The sequence below is a fragment of the Parerythrobacter jejuensis genome (assembly GCF_039536765.1).
Lineage (GTDB): Bacteria > Pseudomonadota > Alphaproteobacteria > Sphingomonadales > Sphingomonadaceae > Parerythrobacter > Parerythrobacter jejuensis.
In genome coordinates, this window is record NZ_BAAAZF010000001.1 from 2,232,800 (window position 1) to 2,249,999 (window position 17,200).

The 17,200-nt window shown below is 62.2% G+C and carries 11 protein-coding genes; all 11 read right to left on the reverse strand.

What is annotated here, in order from left to right:
- Window positions 1-31: 31 nt before the first annotated feature.
- The 11 genes from ABD653_RS10985 to ABD653_RS11035 are packed head-to-tail and all read right to left on the reverse strand — an operon-like array spanning window position 32 to window position 17,190.
- Window positions 32-4,528 carry a hypothetical protein gene (locus ABD653_RS10985; RefSeq protein ID WP_160778719.1) on the reverse strand — a complete coding sequence of 1,499 codons (4,497 nt, stop codon included), beginning with the start codon at window positions 4,526-4,528 and terminating at the stop codon, window positions 32-34.
- Window positions 4,525-6,903, reverse strand: coding sequence for a hypothetical protein (locus tag ABD653_RS10990; protein WP_199801095.1), 2,379 nt, complete (start codon window positions 6,901-6,903; stop codon window positions 4,525-4,527). Before ABD653_RS10990 ends, ABD653_RS10985 begins: the two co-directional genes overlap by 4 nt.
- A gap of 13 nt (window positions 6,904-6,916) precedes the next feature.
- Entirely contained in the window at window positions 6,917-7,777 is an 861-nt protein-coding gene (locus ABD653_RS10995) for a hypothetical protein (RefSeq protein ID WP_160778720.1), read from the reverse strand.
- Between the two features lie 21 nt (window positions 7,778-7,798).
- Window positions 7,799-8,071 (reverse strand): hypothetical protein, encoded by a 273-nt coding sequence (locus tag ABD653_RS11000; protein WP_160778721.1) that lies wholly within the window; start codon window positions 8,069-8,071, stop codon window positions 7,799-7,801.
- Window positions 8,072-8,077: 6 nt separating this feature from the next.
- On the reverse strand, window positions 8,078-8,413 hold the full coding sequence (locus tag ABD653_RS11005; protein ID WP_160778722.1) for a hypothetical protein: 336 nt from the start codon (window positions 8,411-8,413) through the stop codon (window positions 8,078-8,080).
- Between the two features lie 11 nt (window positions 8,414-8,424).
- Window positions 8,425-11,139: a phage tail protein gene (locus ABD653_RS11010; RefSeq protein ID WP_160778723.1), complete on the reverse strand. Its 2,715-nt coding sequence runs from the start codon at window positions 11,137-11,139 to the stop codon at window positions 8,425-8,427.
- Between the two features lie 40 nt (window positions 11,140-11,179).
- Complete coding sequence (locus ABD653_RS11015; protein ID WP_160778724.1) at window positions 11,180-13,387, reverse strand: baseplate J/gp47 family protein; 2,208 nt, start codon at window positions 13,385-13,387, stop codon at window positions 11,180-11,182.
- Window positions 13,387-13,806, reverse strand: coding sequence for a GPW/gp25 family protein (locus tag ABD653_RS11020; RefSeq protein ID WP_160778725.1), 420 nt, complete (start codon window positions 13,804-13,806; stop codon window positions 13,387-13,389). Before ABD653_RS11020 ends, ABD653_RS11015 begins: the two co-directional genes overlap by 1 nt.
- A complete protein-coding gene (locus ABD653_RS11025; protein WP_160778726.1) occupies window positions 13,803-15,401 on the reverse strand; it encodes a hypothetical protein in 1,599 nt (532 codons plus the stop codon). Before ABD653_RS11025 ends, ABD653_RS11020 begins: the two co-directional genes overlap by 4 nt.
- Window positions 15,398-16,102 (reverse strand): phage baseplate assembly protein V, encoded by a 705-nt coding sequence (locus tag ABD653_RS11030; protein WP_160778727.1) that lies wholly within the window; start codon window positions 16,100-16,102, stop codon window positions 15,398-15,400. Before ABD653_RS11030 ends, ABD653_RS11025 begins: the two co-directional genes overlap by 4 nt.
- Window positions 16,099-17,190 (reverse strand): phage late control D family protein, encoded by a 1,092-nt coding sequence (locus ABD653_RS11035; RefSeq protein ID WP_160778728.1) that lies wholly within the window; start codon window positions 17,188-17,190, stop codon window positions 16,099-16,101. The genes ABD653_RS11030 and ABD653_RS11035 overlap by 4 nt, the downstream gene beginning before the upstream one ends.
- Between the last annotated feature and the right edge of the window lie 10 nt (window positions 17,191-17,200).

A 17,200-nucleotide genomic window follows, 5' to 3' on the forward strand; every position in this document is an offset into this window, starting at 1 on the left:
CGCAAGGATAACCGGGCGATGTTGAGCCCGGTCATTTGCGGAACAGCCCGCCTCCGAAGGCGAAGGTCATTTGCGGTTCGATCATCTTGGCGATGCCGAAATCTTCAACGATCCGCGCTTCGACGCGGTCAGGACCGATCGCCTCGGTCTCGAACCGAGCGACCGGCCTCCCCAGGCGGTCCCGGACCAGGCCCGATTGTTTGAGGAAAATCCTGTCGGGCGAAACCTTGAGCGGGATCAGGCCACCGGTGCGCACCGGGACCGGATCGATCAACGTCGCCGGGATCAGCTGATCGACCGGTGCATGTGCCGCCAGCAGCAAGGCGATGCGCACCAGTTCGCTGATCGCTTCGATCGCGTCATTGTCGGATCTGTCGACTTGTAGAAACAGCCAGTCGGTCAGGTCTTGCAATGACCGGCGCTGGCCGATTGGCAAGGCTTCCCAGCTGGGCAGAACGGCGAGCGAAACCAGGCTTACGGTATCGTCATGCGCCGACAGGATTTCGGCCCATTGCATGCGGATCGCCGGGTCGGTTTCCGCGAATGCCGCGTTGAGACATCCCGCGACATTGGCGAGTTCCTCCATTTTGCTGGAAGCAAGCCGAGCAAGAACGGGTCGCTCGCGGCCATTGTCGATCAGGTCGGCAATCGATGTTACCCTGCGCACGGTCTGGTGGAGGCTCGACAGGTCCATGCGGTCCAGCGCGACCAGATCGAGCGCAGCTGCAGCTGCACGCCACCCTTGGAACCGGTTCGCCTGTGTAACCAGGGTCGCGCCGATCCGTGCGAGGCCCGGATTGATATAGGCTGGCTGGGCCGGGACCATCATCGGCAAGGCCTGAGCCCGCCAACGTGAGCGCTGTAAGGCCCGGATCGCGGGCTTCCGCCGGTTGAGACGCTCAACAGCCTTGCTGATCTTGGGGAACCAGCCGACCGGCACCTCGTGCAGCAAGGCGACGTAATCTGCCAGTTCGGGGGGCAGTTCATGCTCTTCGAACCTGCACTCGACAATCGGCGACGGGATAGTTGAATCTGTTGCGCTCGCAATCGGAGCTGGCGTGATGACGGACGCCACGCGCGGACGGCGGAACAGGATACGATCACCATACTGGACAATCAGCGCGCTGCGCCTGGCGTTGGTCTCCTCAACGAATTTGCGGTCTTCGGCCTCCAGCGCTTCGGTGACGAGGATGTCGTGCCGCAGCTCGTCGATTTCGAGCTGGAGTTTGTCGAGATTGCTTTCGAGGCGCCCAGCATCACTGCGCACCTGTTTGAGCACGGACTCACAATCGCCGAGGAATTTCTGGTAGAGGTCGACCCGTCCTTCAACCAGCCGCATCAGCGCAATAGCATCATCCAGCGCGGCCACAGCGGCATTGAAATAGTCGGATTCATGGGAATCGTCCTTCTCGGACTTGGACAGGCCCCGAACGTCGATGATGTCGTCGCCGCCAGAGCCGGCATTGAGGACCTGCTCGAGGGTGACCGGGTCAAGCACGGGCTTGTCGGCCTTGGGATCGGTTGGCCAGGTCACTCCGTCAGGAAGGATCCCGTATCCAGGAACCGGCAAGTCACCGATCGCAATTCCGATATCGCCGTCTTCCATCAGTTGGGTGAGCGTGTTGCGGATCGCGATTTTGCCCGCCAGAGCATATTCATGGGCCTTGGCCGCTTCGCTCACTTTAAGGCGTTCGGCCACGGTAACTGTGCGTTCTACCAGGCCGGGCAGGGCCTTTTGGCCAACAATATCGGCGGCCTTGATGCGGCTGTCGAAATAGCCCAGCTTTTCAATCGCTACACCATAGTTCTGGGCCGTGTCGTAGTCTGAGGCCCGCTTAAACGTCATCGTCGTCTCGGCTGGCGGCGGAGTGTAGGGCAGGGCTGTGTATGTCGCACCAGTGTACATGACCACGGGCGGATTGCTGGACACAGCCGGCGCGGGACCAGGCTGACTAGCCGCGATGCCGGAGCCGGCCCACATCATGGGTGAAATGTTGGCCGCCATTGCGATGACCATCGAATTGGCGGCAGCCTCTTCGGCTGGCTGTGATAGGAAGGTCGAACTTCCTCCGATCTTCTTTTCCGAACTGGAAACCTTGAAGGCCCTCTCGTCGCGATCCCGGCCAGATGGTTTCGGCGCTGGTGTTGGGCTGGATCCGCCACCACCGCCACCGCTACCGTCTGTCACCGCAGACGTGATGAACTGAGTCTCGACCTCCTTTATGCTCGACATGAACTTGGCCAGATCATCTGCATTGGCGCGTGCACTCTGGTCGCGCATGGCCACGTCGGCGAGCGCGGGCGAGGTAATCAGGCGAGACGCTTCGGACCGGCCAAGGATGTATTGGCGCAACCGGTAGATGTCGGATCGTGCCCTGACAAAACCGACATCAATCGCATCATTGGTGATCGCGAGGCGTTTCTCCAGATCGGCTGCGAGGCCGGAGAGACCGCTTTGGTCTACCAACTGCAAGTGGGGTACGAGATAGGGCTGCTTCCATCGGTCCTTGAAGGAATGTAATGCGGTCGATCCAAGCAATTGGCCAAAAGCCTTGGTCCCGAACGGTCCTGTCGGGTCTTTGGCGCTATCGAAATCATCGACATGTTGGTCGGATGTAATATCGCCACTACCGATCAGGAGGCCGTTGGAAAGATAGGTCACGGTATCCGACGATGACATCGTGCCGAGCGCCCCCAAGAAGAGGATTCCATCCACGGATTCGACGAATAGCCGGTCTATCGCGATGTCCTTGCCAAAGGGTTCTTCCTTGGTGCCAAACTTCGCTGCAGGCAGGACGACCCTTTGCCACCCGATCATATCGCGATTGAAGGTCGGCTTTTCTTTCTCCTTCTCTTCATCCTCCTGCTTGGTGAAAATCGTCGCTGCAAATTCTGCAGAGTCCGTCCTCAACTTGATCCTGAGTTCGGAAGGCATTTCGCCTTCTGGAACCCGGACCCAGAAAAACAGATTGTCCCCGGCGCCAAATGGAACGCCCTTGCCGAATTCGCCGAACTCCAGGTGCGCGGGGCTACCATCGGGTTTGAGTACGAAACCGCGCTGCGTGTCGAGGGTGAGTTCCATTTCCGGATCAGGTGCGATCTCGGACGCCTGGAGATCACTTGCGGGCCATGCGCCGCGCTTGGCCTGGGATGCGACACCAAGGCTATCAAGCTTGCGCCGAAGGCTTTCGCGATCCCGGATTGCGGCAGCCCGTTCCTGGTGGAGCTTGCGCAACTGGGCTGCGAAAGCAGGATCGACTTTCTCCGTTACGAATAGGGCCGGATCATAAAGCTTGCCGGGCAGGGGCAATAGCAGTTCCACCTTGTCCGGCTCGTTGACCGACAGCGTTTCGAGCGAAGCGCTTTCGTCAACCAGGCGGCCGACTTCCTCCAGAATGGCGGGCCTCATAGTGAGATCGAAACTGTCCGGGAAAAAACTCTGCATGCGTGCTTCGGGATCGAACAGCTCCCCCGGCATGGCCCCGACAGGGGGAAGAAACTCGATCGACTGACGTATCTTGAACGGCGGCTCGTCTGCCATTTCCGCCATATGCTCGGAGAATTGACGCAGGCGCGCTTCGGCCATCAATGTATTCGCCCGCGTAGCGCCGATGGAATTGCGTGGCCGGGGCTGGCCGCCCATGCGCTGGACCGCTGCTGCGTCGATGAAATCGATGTGCCAGTCTGGCGTGAAGCCGACCAGGGCCAAGGGCAGGCCATAGGGCTCCCACGGATGCATGCCGCTCCGGCCATGGCGAGCCTCGAGATCAAAAATCCGCTCGGCAATGTGGTTGCGGCGCAAAGCCTGCGATGGTGCCAGCACGTAGCCGGTGCCGCGGCCCCCGGTATCAACATCATCGGGCCAGGCGAACAGCGCGAGCCGGACGCCGTCCATCGCAAGCGGCTGCAGATGCGCGACATCGCGGCGGTCCGGTGGACAATCGGGATCATCGCCCTGATCGGGTATCTCCACTGTTATGGGTTGCGCCAACAGGATCGCCAACCGCGGGAGGCTGCTATCTCCACCATCGACCAATTCTAAAAGCTTGCCACCATTGCGCCGGGGCAACGCGCCTTCGACCGGTGAAGGGCCATCGGTGTTGCCTTCCGGGATTGGGCCATCCTCTTCAGGATCTGGCGTCCCCTCCAATTGCCCTGCGGTCGCCAGTACCGGCAAATCGTGCAAATTGAGCGTCCGGCCCCGCACCCGGACGTCTTCTCCGGAGCGGGCAAGCCCGTTTCCTTCGAACAGCTGGATCGAGCGGTGGTAGTCGGGGGAACCGGTATTGAGCCTGGCAACGCTGAGGCCTTTGATGACCCCGGCAGAGACCGCCTGGCCCCGCAGACGCTGGATTCCGCCCGATCCGACCTGCTCCGCCTCGAGTGCGGTGTGGGAAAGTGACCTACCATCGAACGGCCGGACGCGACGCCGCCAGAAACCGCCCGTACTGCGCGCCATCGGCGGATCTGTTGCCAGCGCGTGTTCGCCGGCCAGATAGGGTCGCGGAAACTTGCTCACCTTGCTCATGACTTGAGCCTCTCAGTGACCTTGGGCATCACCTCGTCGAGGATCTCGCGCTCTTGCGATTTGATTGCCTCCAGAATTGGGTCGGCCATTTCTTTCATGAAGCCACGATCCAGCTCGATGAAGCCGCGGTCGATCTCGATGCCATAGCCAGTATCACCCAGCCAGGCGCCGCGTTTGCCCTCGAACATTTCGCGATCGCCCATTTGTGCCAGGATCTGCAGGCCTTCGCCCATTTCACGCCTGCGATAATCGGTCGCAATGCTTGATACTTGTGCTTTCGAGAGCAGTTTCAGAGATGTGTCGGCGCGCGAAAGGCGTCGTTCCGCCATCGGATTGCGCTCCAGCATGTTGATCATCTCGCGATTGCGGGTGGCATCGGCTCCTCGCAGCATTTCGACCGCGGTTCGGGAACGAACATCCTCGCGGATGCGCCGACGGGGATCGCGCGTCGCGGTCTCGCGAAGTCTGCGCTCGATCTCTTCGGTCGGCTTCAGCATCGCGTCCCGCGCCAACTCAAGATCGTGAACAAAGTTGGCGAAGAAAACCGGGTTTATGCGCGGACTGGCCAGGACATCGATCATAATCGATGCCGCAGCAGGTGCGGCGGCCTTTTGCACCGCGTCGAGCCGCATCTTGAGGCCAAGTTCGAGCGCCTGTTTCTCGATCAGCTTGATCCGTTCTTCTTCGGATGTCGGCGTTGGTGTCGGTGTAGGAGTTGGCGTCGGGGTAGGTGAGGGCGTTGGGCCCGGGGTTGGTGTTGGGCCCGGTGTCGGCGTTGGAGAAGGTGTCGGCGACGGAGTCGGGCTTGGCGCAGGCGTCGGTGCCGGAACTGGCTCGGGCGTATCGTCATCAAGGTCCAGATCGATCGAGTGGCCGACCAGCGATGTCGCCTGCGGCGCGGTGCGCTGGCGAGCGTAGAAGATGATCGGGATTCCATTGGCATCCTGCGGGACGGATCCGGCAGCATCATCGAGCGATGCCTGCCACATTTCGTATTGCGCCTGTTCCTCCGCGCTCAGGACAGAAGAGCCGGAGCCGCTTGGGCGCAGCATCGGCTTGGCAAGGTTCGCGCTGGGCAAGCGGCGGGCCATCATCCGGTCGAGCCCGCGACCACCAAGACGCAGATCGCCGGTCTTGCGGACCTCGAGGGTCTTTCGCGTCAGACTGCGCAAATTGCTGGCATAGCCGTGCAGCTTGTGACGCGGCACCGGCACCAGGGCGGTAATGGCCATACCCTCCTGCTCGTTCTTGGACAGATCGATCGGGGGCAGGGTCAGTGTTTCTTCGATGATCGATGCGATCTCATCTTGCGGAACCAGGCTCACTTGCATGGTGGATGCGCCCGGCAACCATCCTTGCTCGAGCCCGTCACGCCCGAAAGTGATGCATTCCATCGGCATCGGACCTGCCGGGGGCAGGAGCGAGAAATGCTCATTCGCAGCAAACTGTGGGCGCATCCCGCGCGATTTGCGCTGCTGGAGCACGTCAGAAAGATGGCGCTGGTATTGCAGCAGGAAAGCCTCGGCCATGCTGCGTGGGCGCCCGCCCAAAGATATTTCGAGCGGGCTATCAGCGCCGGTTTCGCGGCGCACCAAGGCCGTATCGATCCAGCGCACCGTTCCGCGATCAAGCCCGAGCATGGCGAGTGGCAATGCATCATGGGGCAGGGGACCGGGATCATTGCCAAAAATGCTGCGCGCGGCACGGGCCCTGGAGCTGTCCAGATCGGTCGCATCGTCGGCATCAGGCCATGCAATCAGCGTAATCGCGGTTGCTTCGATAATGTCTCCGTCCTGGAATGTTCGCTCGCCGTTGATCTCGGTCGGATAGGAGGCGACCGGATTGGCCGAGAATTCGACAGGCCTCAGGGCGAGGATGAACAGGCCGGACCGGCTGGCCAGAGGCAAGGACGGCTGGCTGGCAATACCCAATGCCGCATCGATACGGCGGCTTTCGGCAATGTCGCCCAGCGGGATGGTCCGGTCTGCACTGATCATCACGATAGCGCCGGTCGGGGTGACCCCGTGGCCAGCAGTGATGGCAAGCGAATCCGCCCCGACCGTGCCGGTGGATTGGACATTAAGGCCGGATACAATGCCTGTTCCGACTGCTGCTGCGAGGTCGTTCTGGCGTTGCCTAATATAGTCCTGGTCACGCGTAAGATCGGCTGCGGTCAGGAATTTCCCGTCGAAATAGCGCGGACGCTTGCGCATTCCGTCGAGGATCAAGGCCCCTTCTTCATCGGTCGGGACTGCGCCCCAGCCGCCGCTGCTGTTGGCGGGAACCTTGAGATCGAGCTGCTCGACCAGGTCGCCCAGGCCGATCTGGAGCCTGCCAGAGGCGCGGATGAAGCTGTCGGATGCGGATGAAGCCATGACGGTATCCTTCTCAGGGCTGGTTCAGCGTGACGGGGGAAAGCGGCATGCCTTGCCACTTGCCCGGCAGGTAAATGACGGGACGCAAATCGTTGCGCACGGCAACGGGCGCATCGAGTTTGAGGATCGGGCGGGTCTCTCCCGCACCAGGTGCTTTGACCGGAATGGCGATGCGCGCGAGCAGGACGGCACTCATGTCCTCGCCTGCAACATGCTCTGCAAACGGGGCCAATTCGCCATCGGCCAGCGCGGCCAGATCGGTCGGCCATGCACCCAAAACAGCCTCTCGCTGCGCTTTCGCGCTAGCGGAGCCACCAGGCCAGTGATTGGTCGGTGAGGGCACGGGATCTCCGCCTCCTTCCTTGCGCAAGACAAGGGACAGGGCGCCACGCTCTTCAAGGCGGGACGGGACGGTCGGATCAATGGTGTCGAATGGGCCCGAGGCCACGGCCGGGCTCCGCCCGCGTGCGCAATTATGAGCTGACAAGAACAGGTCGGCGATGACAACGCGCTTGCCCGAAAGCACATGCATGGCGGCGAGCAATCCGGCCCCATCCTGTTGGGAAAACCAGCGTGAGAGGCGGATGCAATGCGGCTCTGCCAATTCGATAATCCGGCCATACCGGTCGACTGCGATGCCGGGCAGGACACGCAATTCCCGTTCTGCATCATCGGCATCCGGCGCCTTCGCCAGGAGCCCTGCCAGGGTTCCGTGCCCGACCAGAGCCTGGAGCAATCGGGCAAGCCGCCCGCGATGATAGGTCTGCTCTGCGCGAAAATCCTCCGCATCCAGCATTAGCCCGGCAGCGTAGTTCACCCGCTCCGCATCGGGGCCCGATTCGAGCGGGTCGATCATGTCGGTCAGCTGGTTCATGGTCGGCAATCCTTCTCAGGGTCAGCGGCGGATGATGCCGTCGCGGATGGGGGGAACATTGATGCGGCGGCGGCGCGGATCACGGATGCGCAGCCGTTCGGCGATGCGCTCGTTGACGCGGATCGGGGCGGTCGGCTTGATCACTGTCACCACGATCTCTGTCGGCGCGCTTTCATTCTGCGCATCGTCGATCACGCTCAGGCGGAACCGGTAGGTTCCCGGCTTGAACTTGTTGGTCACCGCCAGCGTGGGCGATTTCTGGGTGACCGTCTTGTTCAGTTTGAGCGCGGGCATCGGCAATCAGTCCCGATCAACCAGCGTGAAGCGATACTTCACCACCTTGCCGTCGCCCTTGTCGCTCGATCGGGCGCCGGACAGGTTGAAGCCCTGGCCTTGCCGGATCCGCGGCTCGACACGTTTCCCGTTGCCATCGACCACATCCAGCACGGCGGTCGGCTTGGCGGCATCGAGCACAACCACCTCGATCGAGGCTGGCTCGCTTTCATTGCCGGCATCGTCGGTCACCACCAGTTCGAAACGGCTGGCGCCCAAAGGCAGCTGGTCATTAGGCCCCAACTCGACCTTCACGATCGGCTGTACCTGGGTCACGGGCTTGTTCTTGATAAAGCGTGGCATGGGTTACTCCTTCATTGCCAAGTCCAGATGTATCGATTGATCCTGCGCCCTCGCGCCGCCGCGGAATTGCTGGCATCGAGCCAAAATCCGTCGGATGATGAAACGGTGTCGGGCCCGGCGGCATGGGCGACCGGGGCCGGATCGACGGGGCCGTCGCTGCGCCGGTCGAGAGCGCCGGTACCCATCAGGACATCTCCTGATGACAAATCGCTGCTCTCCACGCGGAACGGGTCCGGCTGGGCCGGGTCGGTCAGGAAGCTGTCGATCCCGACCAGCGACGCAGCGCCCACCATGAAGGGTGCGGTCATCCGCAATAGCGTTGTTTCAACATGGGCGGGCGCCATGCCTCGTGCCTCACGCATGAGACGTTCTGCATCGACGGGATCGGCCAGTGTTTCCTTGTGGACCAGCACCATGACAGAGTGGGCGAGCTTGCGGTAGAATTCGGCGAGATCGTCCTCTTCGGAGGCGGTCATCGGTAAGTCGCTGCGAAAATGTGCAAGCAAATCGGCACGCTCTTCAGCGCCGAGGATCAAGCTGTCGCCGACAACCGAATTTCCCGACCGGACCATGCCGAGCAGCATCGGGTCGCTTTCATCGGCGAGATCGGCACCCAGGATGGTGGCGAAGGTGCGCCGCAGGCGGAAACCTTCCAGCGTCACGATACTTCCACGGGTCACCCCGCCGCCGATCAAGACTTCTGCTTGGCCGCCGCCGCGAGGGTCCGCAATCGAAAGCACCAGCGCGCGATAGCTTTGGCCAGCGATCTCGATTTGCGCCAATTGCCCCGGGCGCGGTGCGGGTAGATCGGGATCGAACTGCCCGCCCCGAATAAGGTGCCCACCTGTTTCGAGCTCGAGAATTGCATTCAACCCCGCCAGCGTGCCGTTCAGGCGGCGCAGATGCGGGGCGCACAGCAGCTTCTGCCTCTTGCGCGCGAGGTCGGTGTCGTCCCCGAAGTCGAAGCCCGTCCAACTGGCCAGCCAGTCAAGCCCGTCCGCGGGAACGGTCAGCGGGTCGGAGACGGTCCAACCTTGCGCCACGCGGCCCTCGATTTCGGTCATCGGGCCTTCCATCAGGTGGACCAGGCGCTCGAGGAAATCGGCCCCTGTGGCATTGCCAGCCTCTGCTGCGTCGGGGCCTGAAACCGTTTCGCCATAAAGCTCGGGCAGATAGCGGTCACGATAGGAGAAACGGTTTCCGTAGACCCGCAATCCATAGAGTTCGGGGCTGCGCTGACCGTCTCCGGTCAGTTCGAGATGGAGATAGAGATAGCGCCCGCTCACCCGCCTCACTTGCGTCCGTCCATCCTGGATCAGGCAGGAAAACAGCCCAGCCTTGCCCTGTTCGCGGGGGCAGGGAAGGAAGCCGGTATGGCCTGCAATCTCGCTGGCCGAATGGGACCAGGCCGCGCGCGGCCATTGCGGTTGGTAAAGATCTTCCGGCGCATTCTCCCACGCCGTAGCGCTGCCTGCCAGATGCAGGGCCCAGCCTTCGCGGTTGGCAGAATTGGCGGGCGTGTCTGGTCGGCTGGGGCGATTGCTGGCGTGAAGGGCGATACGGGCACCGCAGCCTTCGGGGAAACGGGCTTCGCAATAGAACCGGTGCCAGTCGCAATCATATCGGCCGCTGTCGATTGGCCCGATCATCACGCTCCCGGCGCGCGCATGGCCGAGCCGTGAAATGGAGCGTAGCCTTTGCAAGCCGAGATGGGGTTGCGGCCGCTCACGCTGGACGATGTGAAACGCCTGTTCCCACGGGCCGTCGCACAAGCCGTGCCCTGCATGGTCAATCAGGGGAATGAAGCGTCCGTTAGGCGTCAGCGGCGCGTCGGTTTGGCCAATCTGCGCGACATCGAAGGCAAAGACCCGGTTGGCCAGGCCTGCGCCGTCGGTTGCAAGCAGGCACAGCTGGTCGTCGCCATCCCAGGCCAATGAAATCGGGAATCGTATCCCGGCCAGGGGTTGGCGCCGAAGTTCCTCGCCGTGCCGGTAGATCAGCAGCTCTGCATTCTCGCCCGGGTTCCAGCACAGGATCGCGAGCTGGTCATCCGGACCGGCCCTTAGAGCAACTGGCTCGAGAGGGTCGGGAATGCGCACATCTGCCTCGATCCTGATCCGCAGGTCTTCGGGGTCTGGATCATCAGGCACGAAGGCATCGTCCGGGGCAACGCGCCGGGCGATCTCAGGCATCGGGCTGCCCAGCACTCTCGCGATTTTGCCAGTATCGATCGCCAGGGCCCAAGGGGCCGATGCCGGTGCAGCGCTGATCAGGCTGGCGTTGAAGCCATTGGCGCGGGCGATTTCGACTGGCCAGCGCTGGCGCATATCAATGGCCGCGACCTTTCCGTCACGTGCAAGCCAGGCGACATCGTCGGCAAACCCCATATCGCTGGGCCGGCGGATCACGGGATTGTCGTCCAGACCATCGGCAAGCCGGATCGGATCGAGAGCGAAGCCGCTGGCGAGCAAATGCCCGCTGGCATCATCCCACCAAGCGAAGCTGCCCACACTATCGCAAATTGCAGACGGGCGATTGATCAGGTCCCGCGCACGCGCCTCGTCCTCGACCAATTCAGGCTCGGGCTCTCCGCGGGCGATAGTCAGCGCATTGTCAGCGGCATCCCACGCGACCGTGTCGGGCGTGGCGGGGAAAGGCGCGTCTGGCCCAAGCCCGAATGCGCTGGCCCCGCGCCATTGCCAGAAGGGGACGTTGTTTACGTCCATCGCGTGCGGCCTCCGTTGGTCCAGGTGGTGCGGATTGCCATCAGCAATGCTCCGGCACGACAGGTACGGGGACTGCATCGCTGCTTGATCCGGACGACGCATGCGCAGCCGGGACAGAGTCGGCAGCGACTGTGCCGGTCGAGACACCAGCCGAAATCAGCTCCGGCAATTGCCATTTCTTGAGCTCGATCACGACGTTGCCATCGGCATTGGCTTTGACTTCGCGCCAGTCGCTATCCTGCCCGGTGAAGAGGCGGATCGGTGCGACCGAACGTATGCCCGGCAATTGACCGATAGCGAGCTCGAGCGCCCTTGCTTCGATCGTCTTGCCAAGCTCCCAACCGCCACCCTGCAATCCGCCTGGCTGCAGTGGCCAGATGAGCTGGTGGAGACGATTGGTCACCATCTGGAGCAGTTCTTCACGCCTGTCCTGATCGACAAGTTCGACTGCGACCGTCACGCCGATGGCACGATACTCGGGTGCAACGACATACAGCTCTGTTGCCAGAGGGCGGCGCTCATCGAGCCAGCGATGCAGTGTTTCCAGCATCGGGCGGTCGGGTCGCGGCGCAGGCGCCCGGCTGCGTGTCGAGGCTGGCAGCATCATGACAGAAACTGCGCCAGGCATGGTCGTTTCGCGATTGTGAGGCCTGAAATGCTCTAGCACTTCGACCCGGGCGACCGGCACGCCGGGCGTGGCTGCTGCCAGCGTGTGGATGTCGCTGGCGGTGACTGCGCGATCGCGATGGCGGATTGTGGCGGGAATCCGTTGCTCAGCGGCTTCCATCGTCTCGGCGTCCAGGCCTCCGGCCAGTGCCAGCGGCTGGTTCAGTTTGATCTTGGGTTTGCCCGATTGGGCCGGGAACTGGGCGAGTGATCCAGCCGGCAGATTGCCCTCGCGTCCGCCACCGGCGCGCATGCTGATAACCTGAACCGCGCGGCCAGCCTCGGGAGCCTTGCCATGAATTCCATCACCGAAGCGGACTGTCCCGGCTTCGCTATCGAGAGTGTAGACGCGTTCTCCCGCCCCTGCTGCGCCGATTTCCGGCACTTGGCGATAGGGCACAAGGCCGCTTTGTTCTTCGACCGCGAGCTGGAGTGATGCGGGTTCAATGGCGCCGACGCCTAGTTCGAATTCTTGCCCGCTGGAGCCCGTTCCGCGTCCGATGGTCTGGCGGCCATAGCTGCGGCGCTGTTCGATTTCGGCGCAGTTGGGGCCGGCCCAGCCGAGCGACAATTTGCCCGCCGCTGTAGCGCTATCAGGGCGCATGCGCAGCCAGGTCACCAGTCGTGCCGCCATGACTGGATCGTCAATCCGAGGCGGCCGGTCACCCACGCCCGCCTGGTATGCATCCGCCACATCGTTGCTGGGTGCGCCCATGTCATCCTTGCCGGGTAAGAGCAGGCGCACAACGCCATTGCGGGTCAGGCCCGCGGTGCTGTCGGCCAACATGTCGAGAGGGAGGTACTGGTTGCCTTCGCCGCGACCGGTGCAAACCTCCCAGACCTGCGGAATCGGCTCGCGAATGCCGATAGTCTCGCCAAATTCCGGCGTTGCCATGCTTGGCGCAACGCCCATGCTGAGAGTTGCGGCGCGGTTGTCCTCCCCGCCGCCCAGTGTGGCCAATGCAGCTGCGACCGTGGCAGGTTCCGGATCAGGGGCGAGCAAGGCGACCCACAGGGCCCCGTCGACAGAATCGCCCAGAATATCGACGCCAGTCCGATCTGCCTTGTTGTCGGCAAATATCGGCGTGGTGACGTAGCCAGCCACGCTGGCATCGATGGCAAACAGCTCCTGCAAATCAGGCAGCAATCCCGCGAGTTGCTGCTGCTCGCTGATCGAAGGAGCCCGCTTGATGAAGCACTGCCCCTCGACCGGCATCACTTCGATCTCGTTTTGCACTTCAAACGGCATCGGCTGGTCGATCCGCACGCCCTTGCGGAAGTCGGCACTGGCCAGTTGCGCGGGATTGTCGAACTGCATTTGCACCAGGCCGCGCGCAGGCAGCGCTGGCCGCATCTGCAAGCCGAGTAGCCGGAGAAACGCCAGACGCTGGCGTTCCGGGATCAAGTTGGCCCGATACAAAATATTGTCGCCCAGCCAGGAGAACAGCTGGAGGATGGTGAGGCCGGGATCGCCGGTTTGCGGAGCAGTCCATTCCGGTGTGTGCGCCGGAATCCTGGCTAGCAGATCGGCCTGCAGGCGTTCGAAATCCAGATCATCCAGGGCTGGTGGTTTGATCGGCATCAGGCGCCTCCCACATCAACGGCAGCGCGCAGGGTATCGACAGTTCCACTCGGGCGGATCCGGTAAGAAATGGTCACGTCGACCCGGCGCGGATCATCGGTTTCTGCAACCGCAACCCGCTCCAGTTGCACGCGAGATTCGTATCGGGTGATGGCCGTGGAGACGGCTTGGCGGATGGCATTGCGGGTCGCGACATCGTTGGGCCGGTCGAGCATCTGCTCGAGGCCGGCCCCGAATTGCTCGCGCATCAGCAATTCACCCGGCGCAGTGCGCAGGATCACCTCGATGGACTGGCGAATGCTCGCAGGCCCGTCAGGCCATTGCATGCGGCCGTTCTCGTCTGGGACAGGCAGGAGCGGCCAGCCGACAGCGACCGGTGTGCCAGCGAGTTTGCTGCTGGTGAAAATCGGGCCGGTCATGCGCCCTCCTTCTTCACGGGAATGGGAATGCAAATCTTGATCCAGAGCATCCAACTGAAAAAGATGTTGAACAGGCTCAGGAAGATGTTGAGCACGATGAAGGCGCAGATGGTGATGATCGGGATCGAGAAACTGCACAGCCAGCCAAGGCCGACACCTGAGGGTTTCGAACCCTCGCCATCGGCCAGCTTCTTGGGATCTTTGTTGAGCAGGTTGGCCAGGATCGGTGGCATCTCGAACGCGACATTGGGTTTGACGTCTTTGAGGTCACTCACATCGGGCAGGCCGATTTTGACCGGCGGTGCGTCGCTGTCCCACCAGGGGCGAATTCGGAAAGTGCGGGAGTGTTGGCCCCAAACGAGCCTGATCGGGCACTCCGGACCATGCGAGAGGCGCACGAACGGTTTGACGTGATAGAGCCAGTTATCGTTGTCGAACTTTGGCGTATCAGGCTGGAATTCGCCGGCTCTTTCCGAAAGCGCTGCTTTGGCCTTGGCCAACAAGGTCGCGCCTTTCGCTGAACTTCGGAAAGGCCATCGCAGGGGCATTCTCAGATTGCCTGAATTGGTCTGTTCGCCGAGCAGGATCGGGGCAGCAGCAATCAGCCAATCTCCTGCCGCATAGGTTGATGTCACCACGCCGCTATTCGTCTGGGTCATAGGCAGACGGATGGAGTTCAGCTCGGCTAGGAGACTGCGAGAAGCTTGTGTGCCCGCTTCGAGGCCGAGCTCGTTTTGCGATTGCCGCAGCAGTTCGGCAAGATCTGTCAGGCCAGAGTCTTCGGTTTGTTCTTGCGCCTTCCAAGAACGGCTCAAGACCTGCCCTGCCTTATCGAAGTCTTCGGCCTGGCCTTGTTGGATCAGACGCGAAAGATGGGCATTCAGAGCCTCGGCATCGGTCCCGGTCAGTGCGGCATAATCGACAGCATCTTCCGCTGCTGGACTGGTATCAAGACTTGCCAGCGGCAGCGTTCCAAACAGAACGGTCTTGCCCAATTTTGCGCAGACATCGGGCGGCGCACGATAGAGATCGAATACTTCTTCCGCCGGAAGCGCAGTCTGGTTGCGCAGCGCCGCAACCGCCGCAAGGGCATCGTCGCTCTTGCCGGGTGCCAGTTCCATTTGCCGTCCGGGATCGGGATCGGCTTCGAATTGGGCGGGCTGGGCAATTTTGTACCAGCCCAGGGGCTTCTTGTTCTGCTTGCGCCAGATCAGATTCTGGCCGCTCGACGTCAGCCTTCGCAGCACAAATCCCATGGAATCAATCTTGTTCGGTGCCACAGGCGGCGTGCCCGGCATCGCGCAAGCCAGTTCGAACAGGATCACATTGGTTTTTGCATGCACCGGCGGGGAAAGGCGCGGGATGTCATGCTGGTCAGTATCGTAGGTCCGGCGGTCGAGCAGCCTTTGCTGCCAATTGTCGGCCAACAGGTCGGCAAACAGGGCGTCTGTATAGGATGGCTCGGTAAAAGGAACGATCAGCGCGCCGCCTTCGCCCAATTGGCCCAAAGGGCGCAGATGGGCGTCATGATGCGGGCGCGGGGGCAGTTTTACCCGCATGCGCCGTGCCCGTGCCGGATGGAGAATGGCGGTCACCAGACATTCCCCGCGCCGGGCGTGTATGAAGAACTGACGACGCTTGCCGTTGTGATCTTGCTACAGGTGATGTCACCGGTGAAGGTGGTCGAACCACATTGGACGAGCGTGCTGCTCGCCTTCATTGTCAGCGAAGATGCATTGACCGTAACCGAGCCGGTCGAATTGATATCGATCCCGCTATTGCTGATCGTGATGCTTTCTTGCCCCATCTCCAACTTGATGGATTCATTGTGTGTGAGCGTGATTTTCATGGTGTCGGGCGTCTCGAGCGAAACTACCTCGCTACCCTGACTGCTCTCGTCGATGGCAATGCGGCTGCCATTGCGGCCATTGAGGCTCCACACATTCACATCGTCGGACGGAGTATCTTCGGGCGGAGCGTCATCGCCCTTCCACATGGCCCCCACCACCACGGGAGAGGCCGGGTCGCCATCAATGAAGACGACCAGCACTTCCTCGCCGATGGCGGGGAGCGCAAACAGGCCGTAGTCTGGCCCGGCAAATCCGGTTGCAACCCGGGCCCAAACGAGGGCTTCACCCTGCGGGTCAATTGCCGATAGCTGGACCTGCACCCGGCCACGATTGGCCGGATCGGTGACGTTGATGACAAATGCCGAGTGCGGCAGGGCCATCCAGTTCGCCGGTGTGGCCACAGGGGCGAAACCGGTGGTGCGGGCAGGATTGCCGAGCGTTGTCATGGCTGCTCTCCGAAAAAGGCGCCAAGCGCGGTAAAATCGACGAAATACCCGGCATTGGCGTCGAACCAGTGGTTGGCCTCGACCACCAGATACTGGTTGATGAAGGCGGGGTTCATGCCGGAGATGATGGCGAAGCTACCCACGCGCATCTGCGTGTTTCCTGATGCGGTTCCCTCGATCCGCACGAACTCGCGGGCCTGTTGGCGGAATGCGGCGGCAGCGTAAGCGTCGACCCCACCCTGCTCCATCGGACCCTGGCTGCGATGCTGGGTGCGGTAGGCGGCGAAATGGGCGTCCAGATAGGCCTTGCCGTCGGCCCCTTCCCCGGGGCCGGGGCTGTCTGCCGAGGTCACGCTCGCCTCGACCTTGTCGCCGCCAACAATGTCCATCGCGCTGACGGCGATCTCGCCGCTCTGGGTGGCGATATCGGCCCGGGCGCGTGCGCGGATCAGATTGCCGGGCGAAGCAAGCTCGACCTCGGTCCGCTCCTGATCGGCTATCGGCCCGATCTGGAGAGTGTTCTCGACCATTTGCAGGTCGGCATCGAGCTTGCCGAGGATTGCGCGCAGGAAGGCCAGATCGGACTGCCCCATTTGCAGCCAGTCTCGCGCGGGCTCGTCCAGGCCGTCGCGAACTTCTACCGAGAGATTGTGGAACCCGGCGATTTCCTCGCACACCTGCTTGGGCGTCTTGGCTTCGTAGAGGAAAGACCGGCGGGTCTGCCGCAGCGGAAACAGCAAGTCTTCGGCAAACAGCGTGATGACAGGCGGGCGTCCGTCCTCGATCTCGCTTTCGACTGCAGTGATGATCCCGCGGAATATCTCGATCGGATCTTCTTCCGGGCCCATGCCGACCAGGACCGGGCGGCCAATCCGCATCGGGTGATCATCGCCCATCGCGCCAAAGCCGCGCGTGCCGTCCGGGGCGTCGATCCAGTCGGTATAGGTGATCTCGATGGAAGAGAGTCCGCCCAGGGCTTCGGTCATCCGTAGGCTGCGCAGGTTGCGCAGCAGCATGGGGTAGCTCTGCTCGTCGATTTCGATCGTCGGGCGGGTACCGATATAGGTCTGGTTGTCATCGCGAGCCATCAGGTCAGCT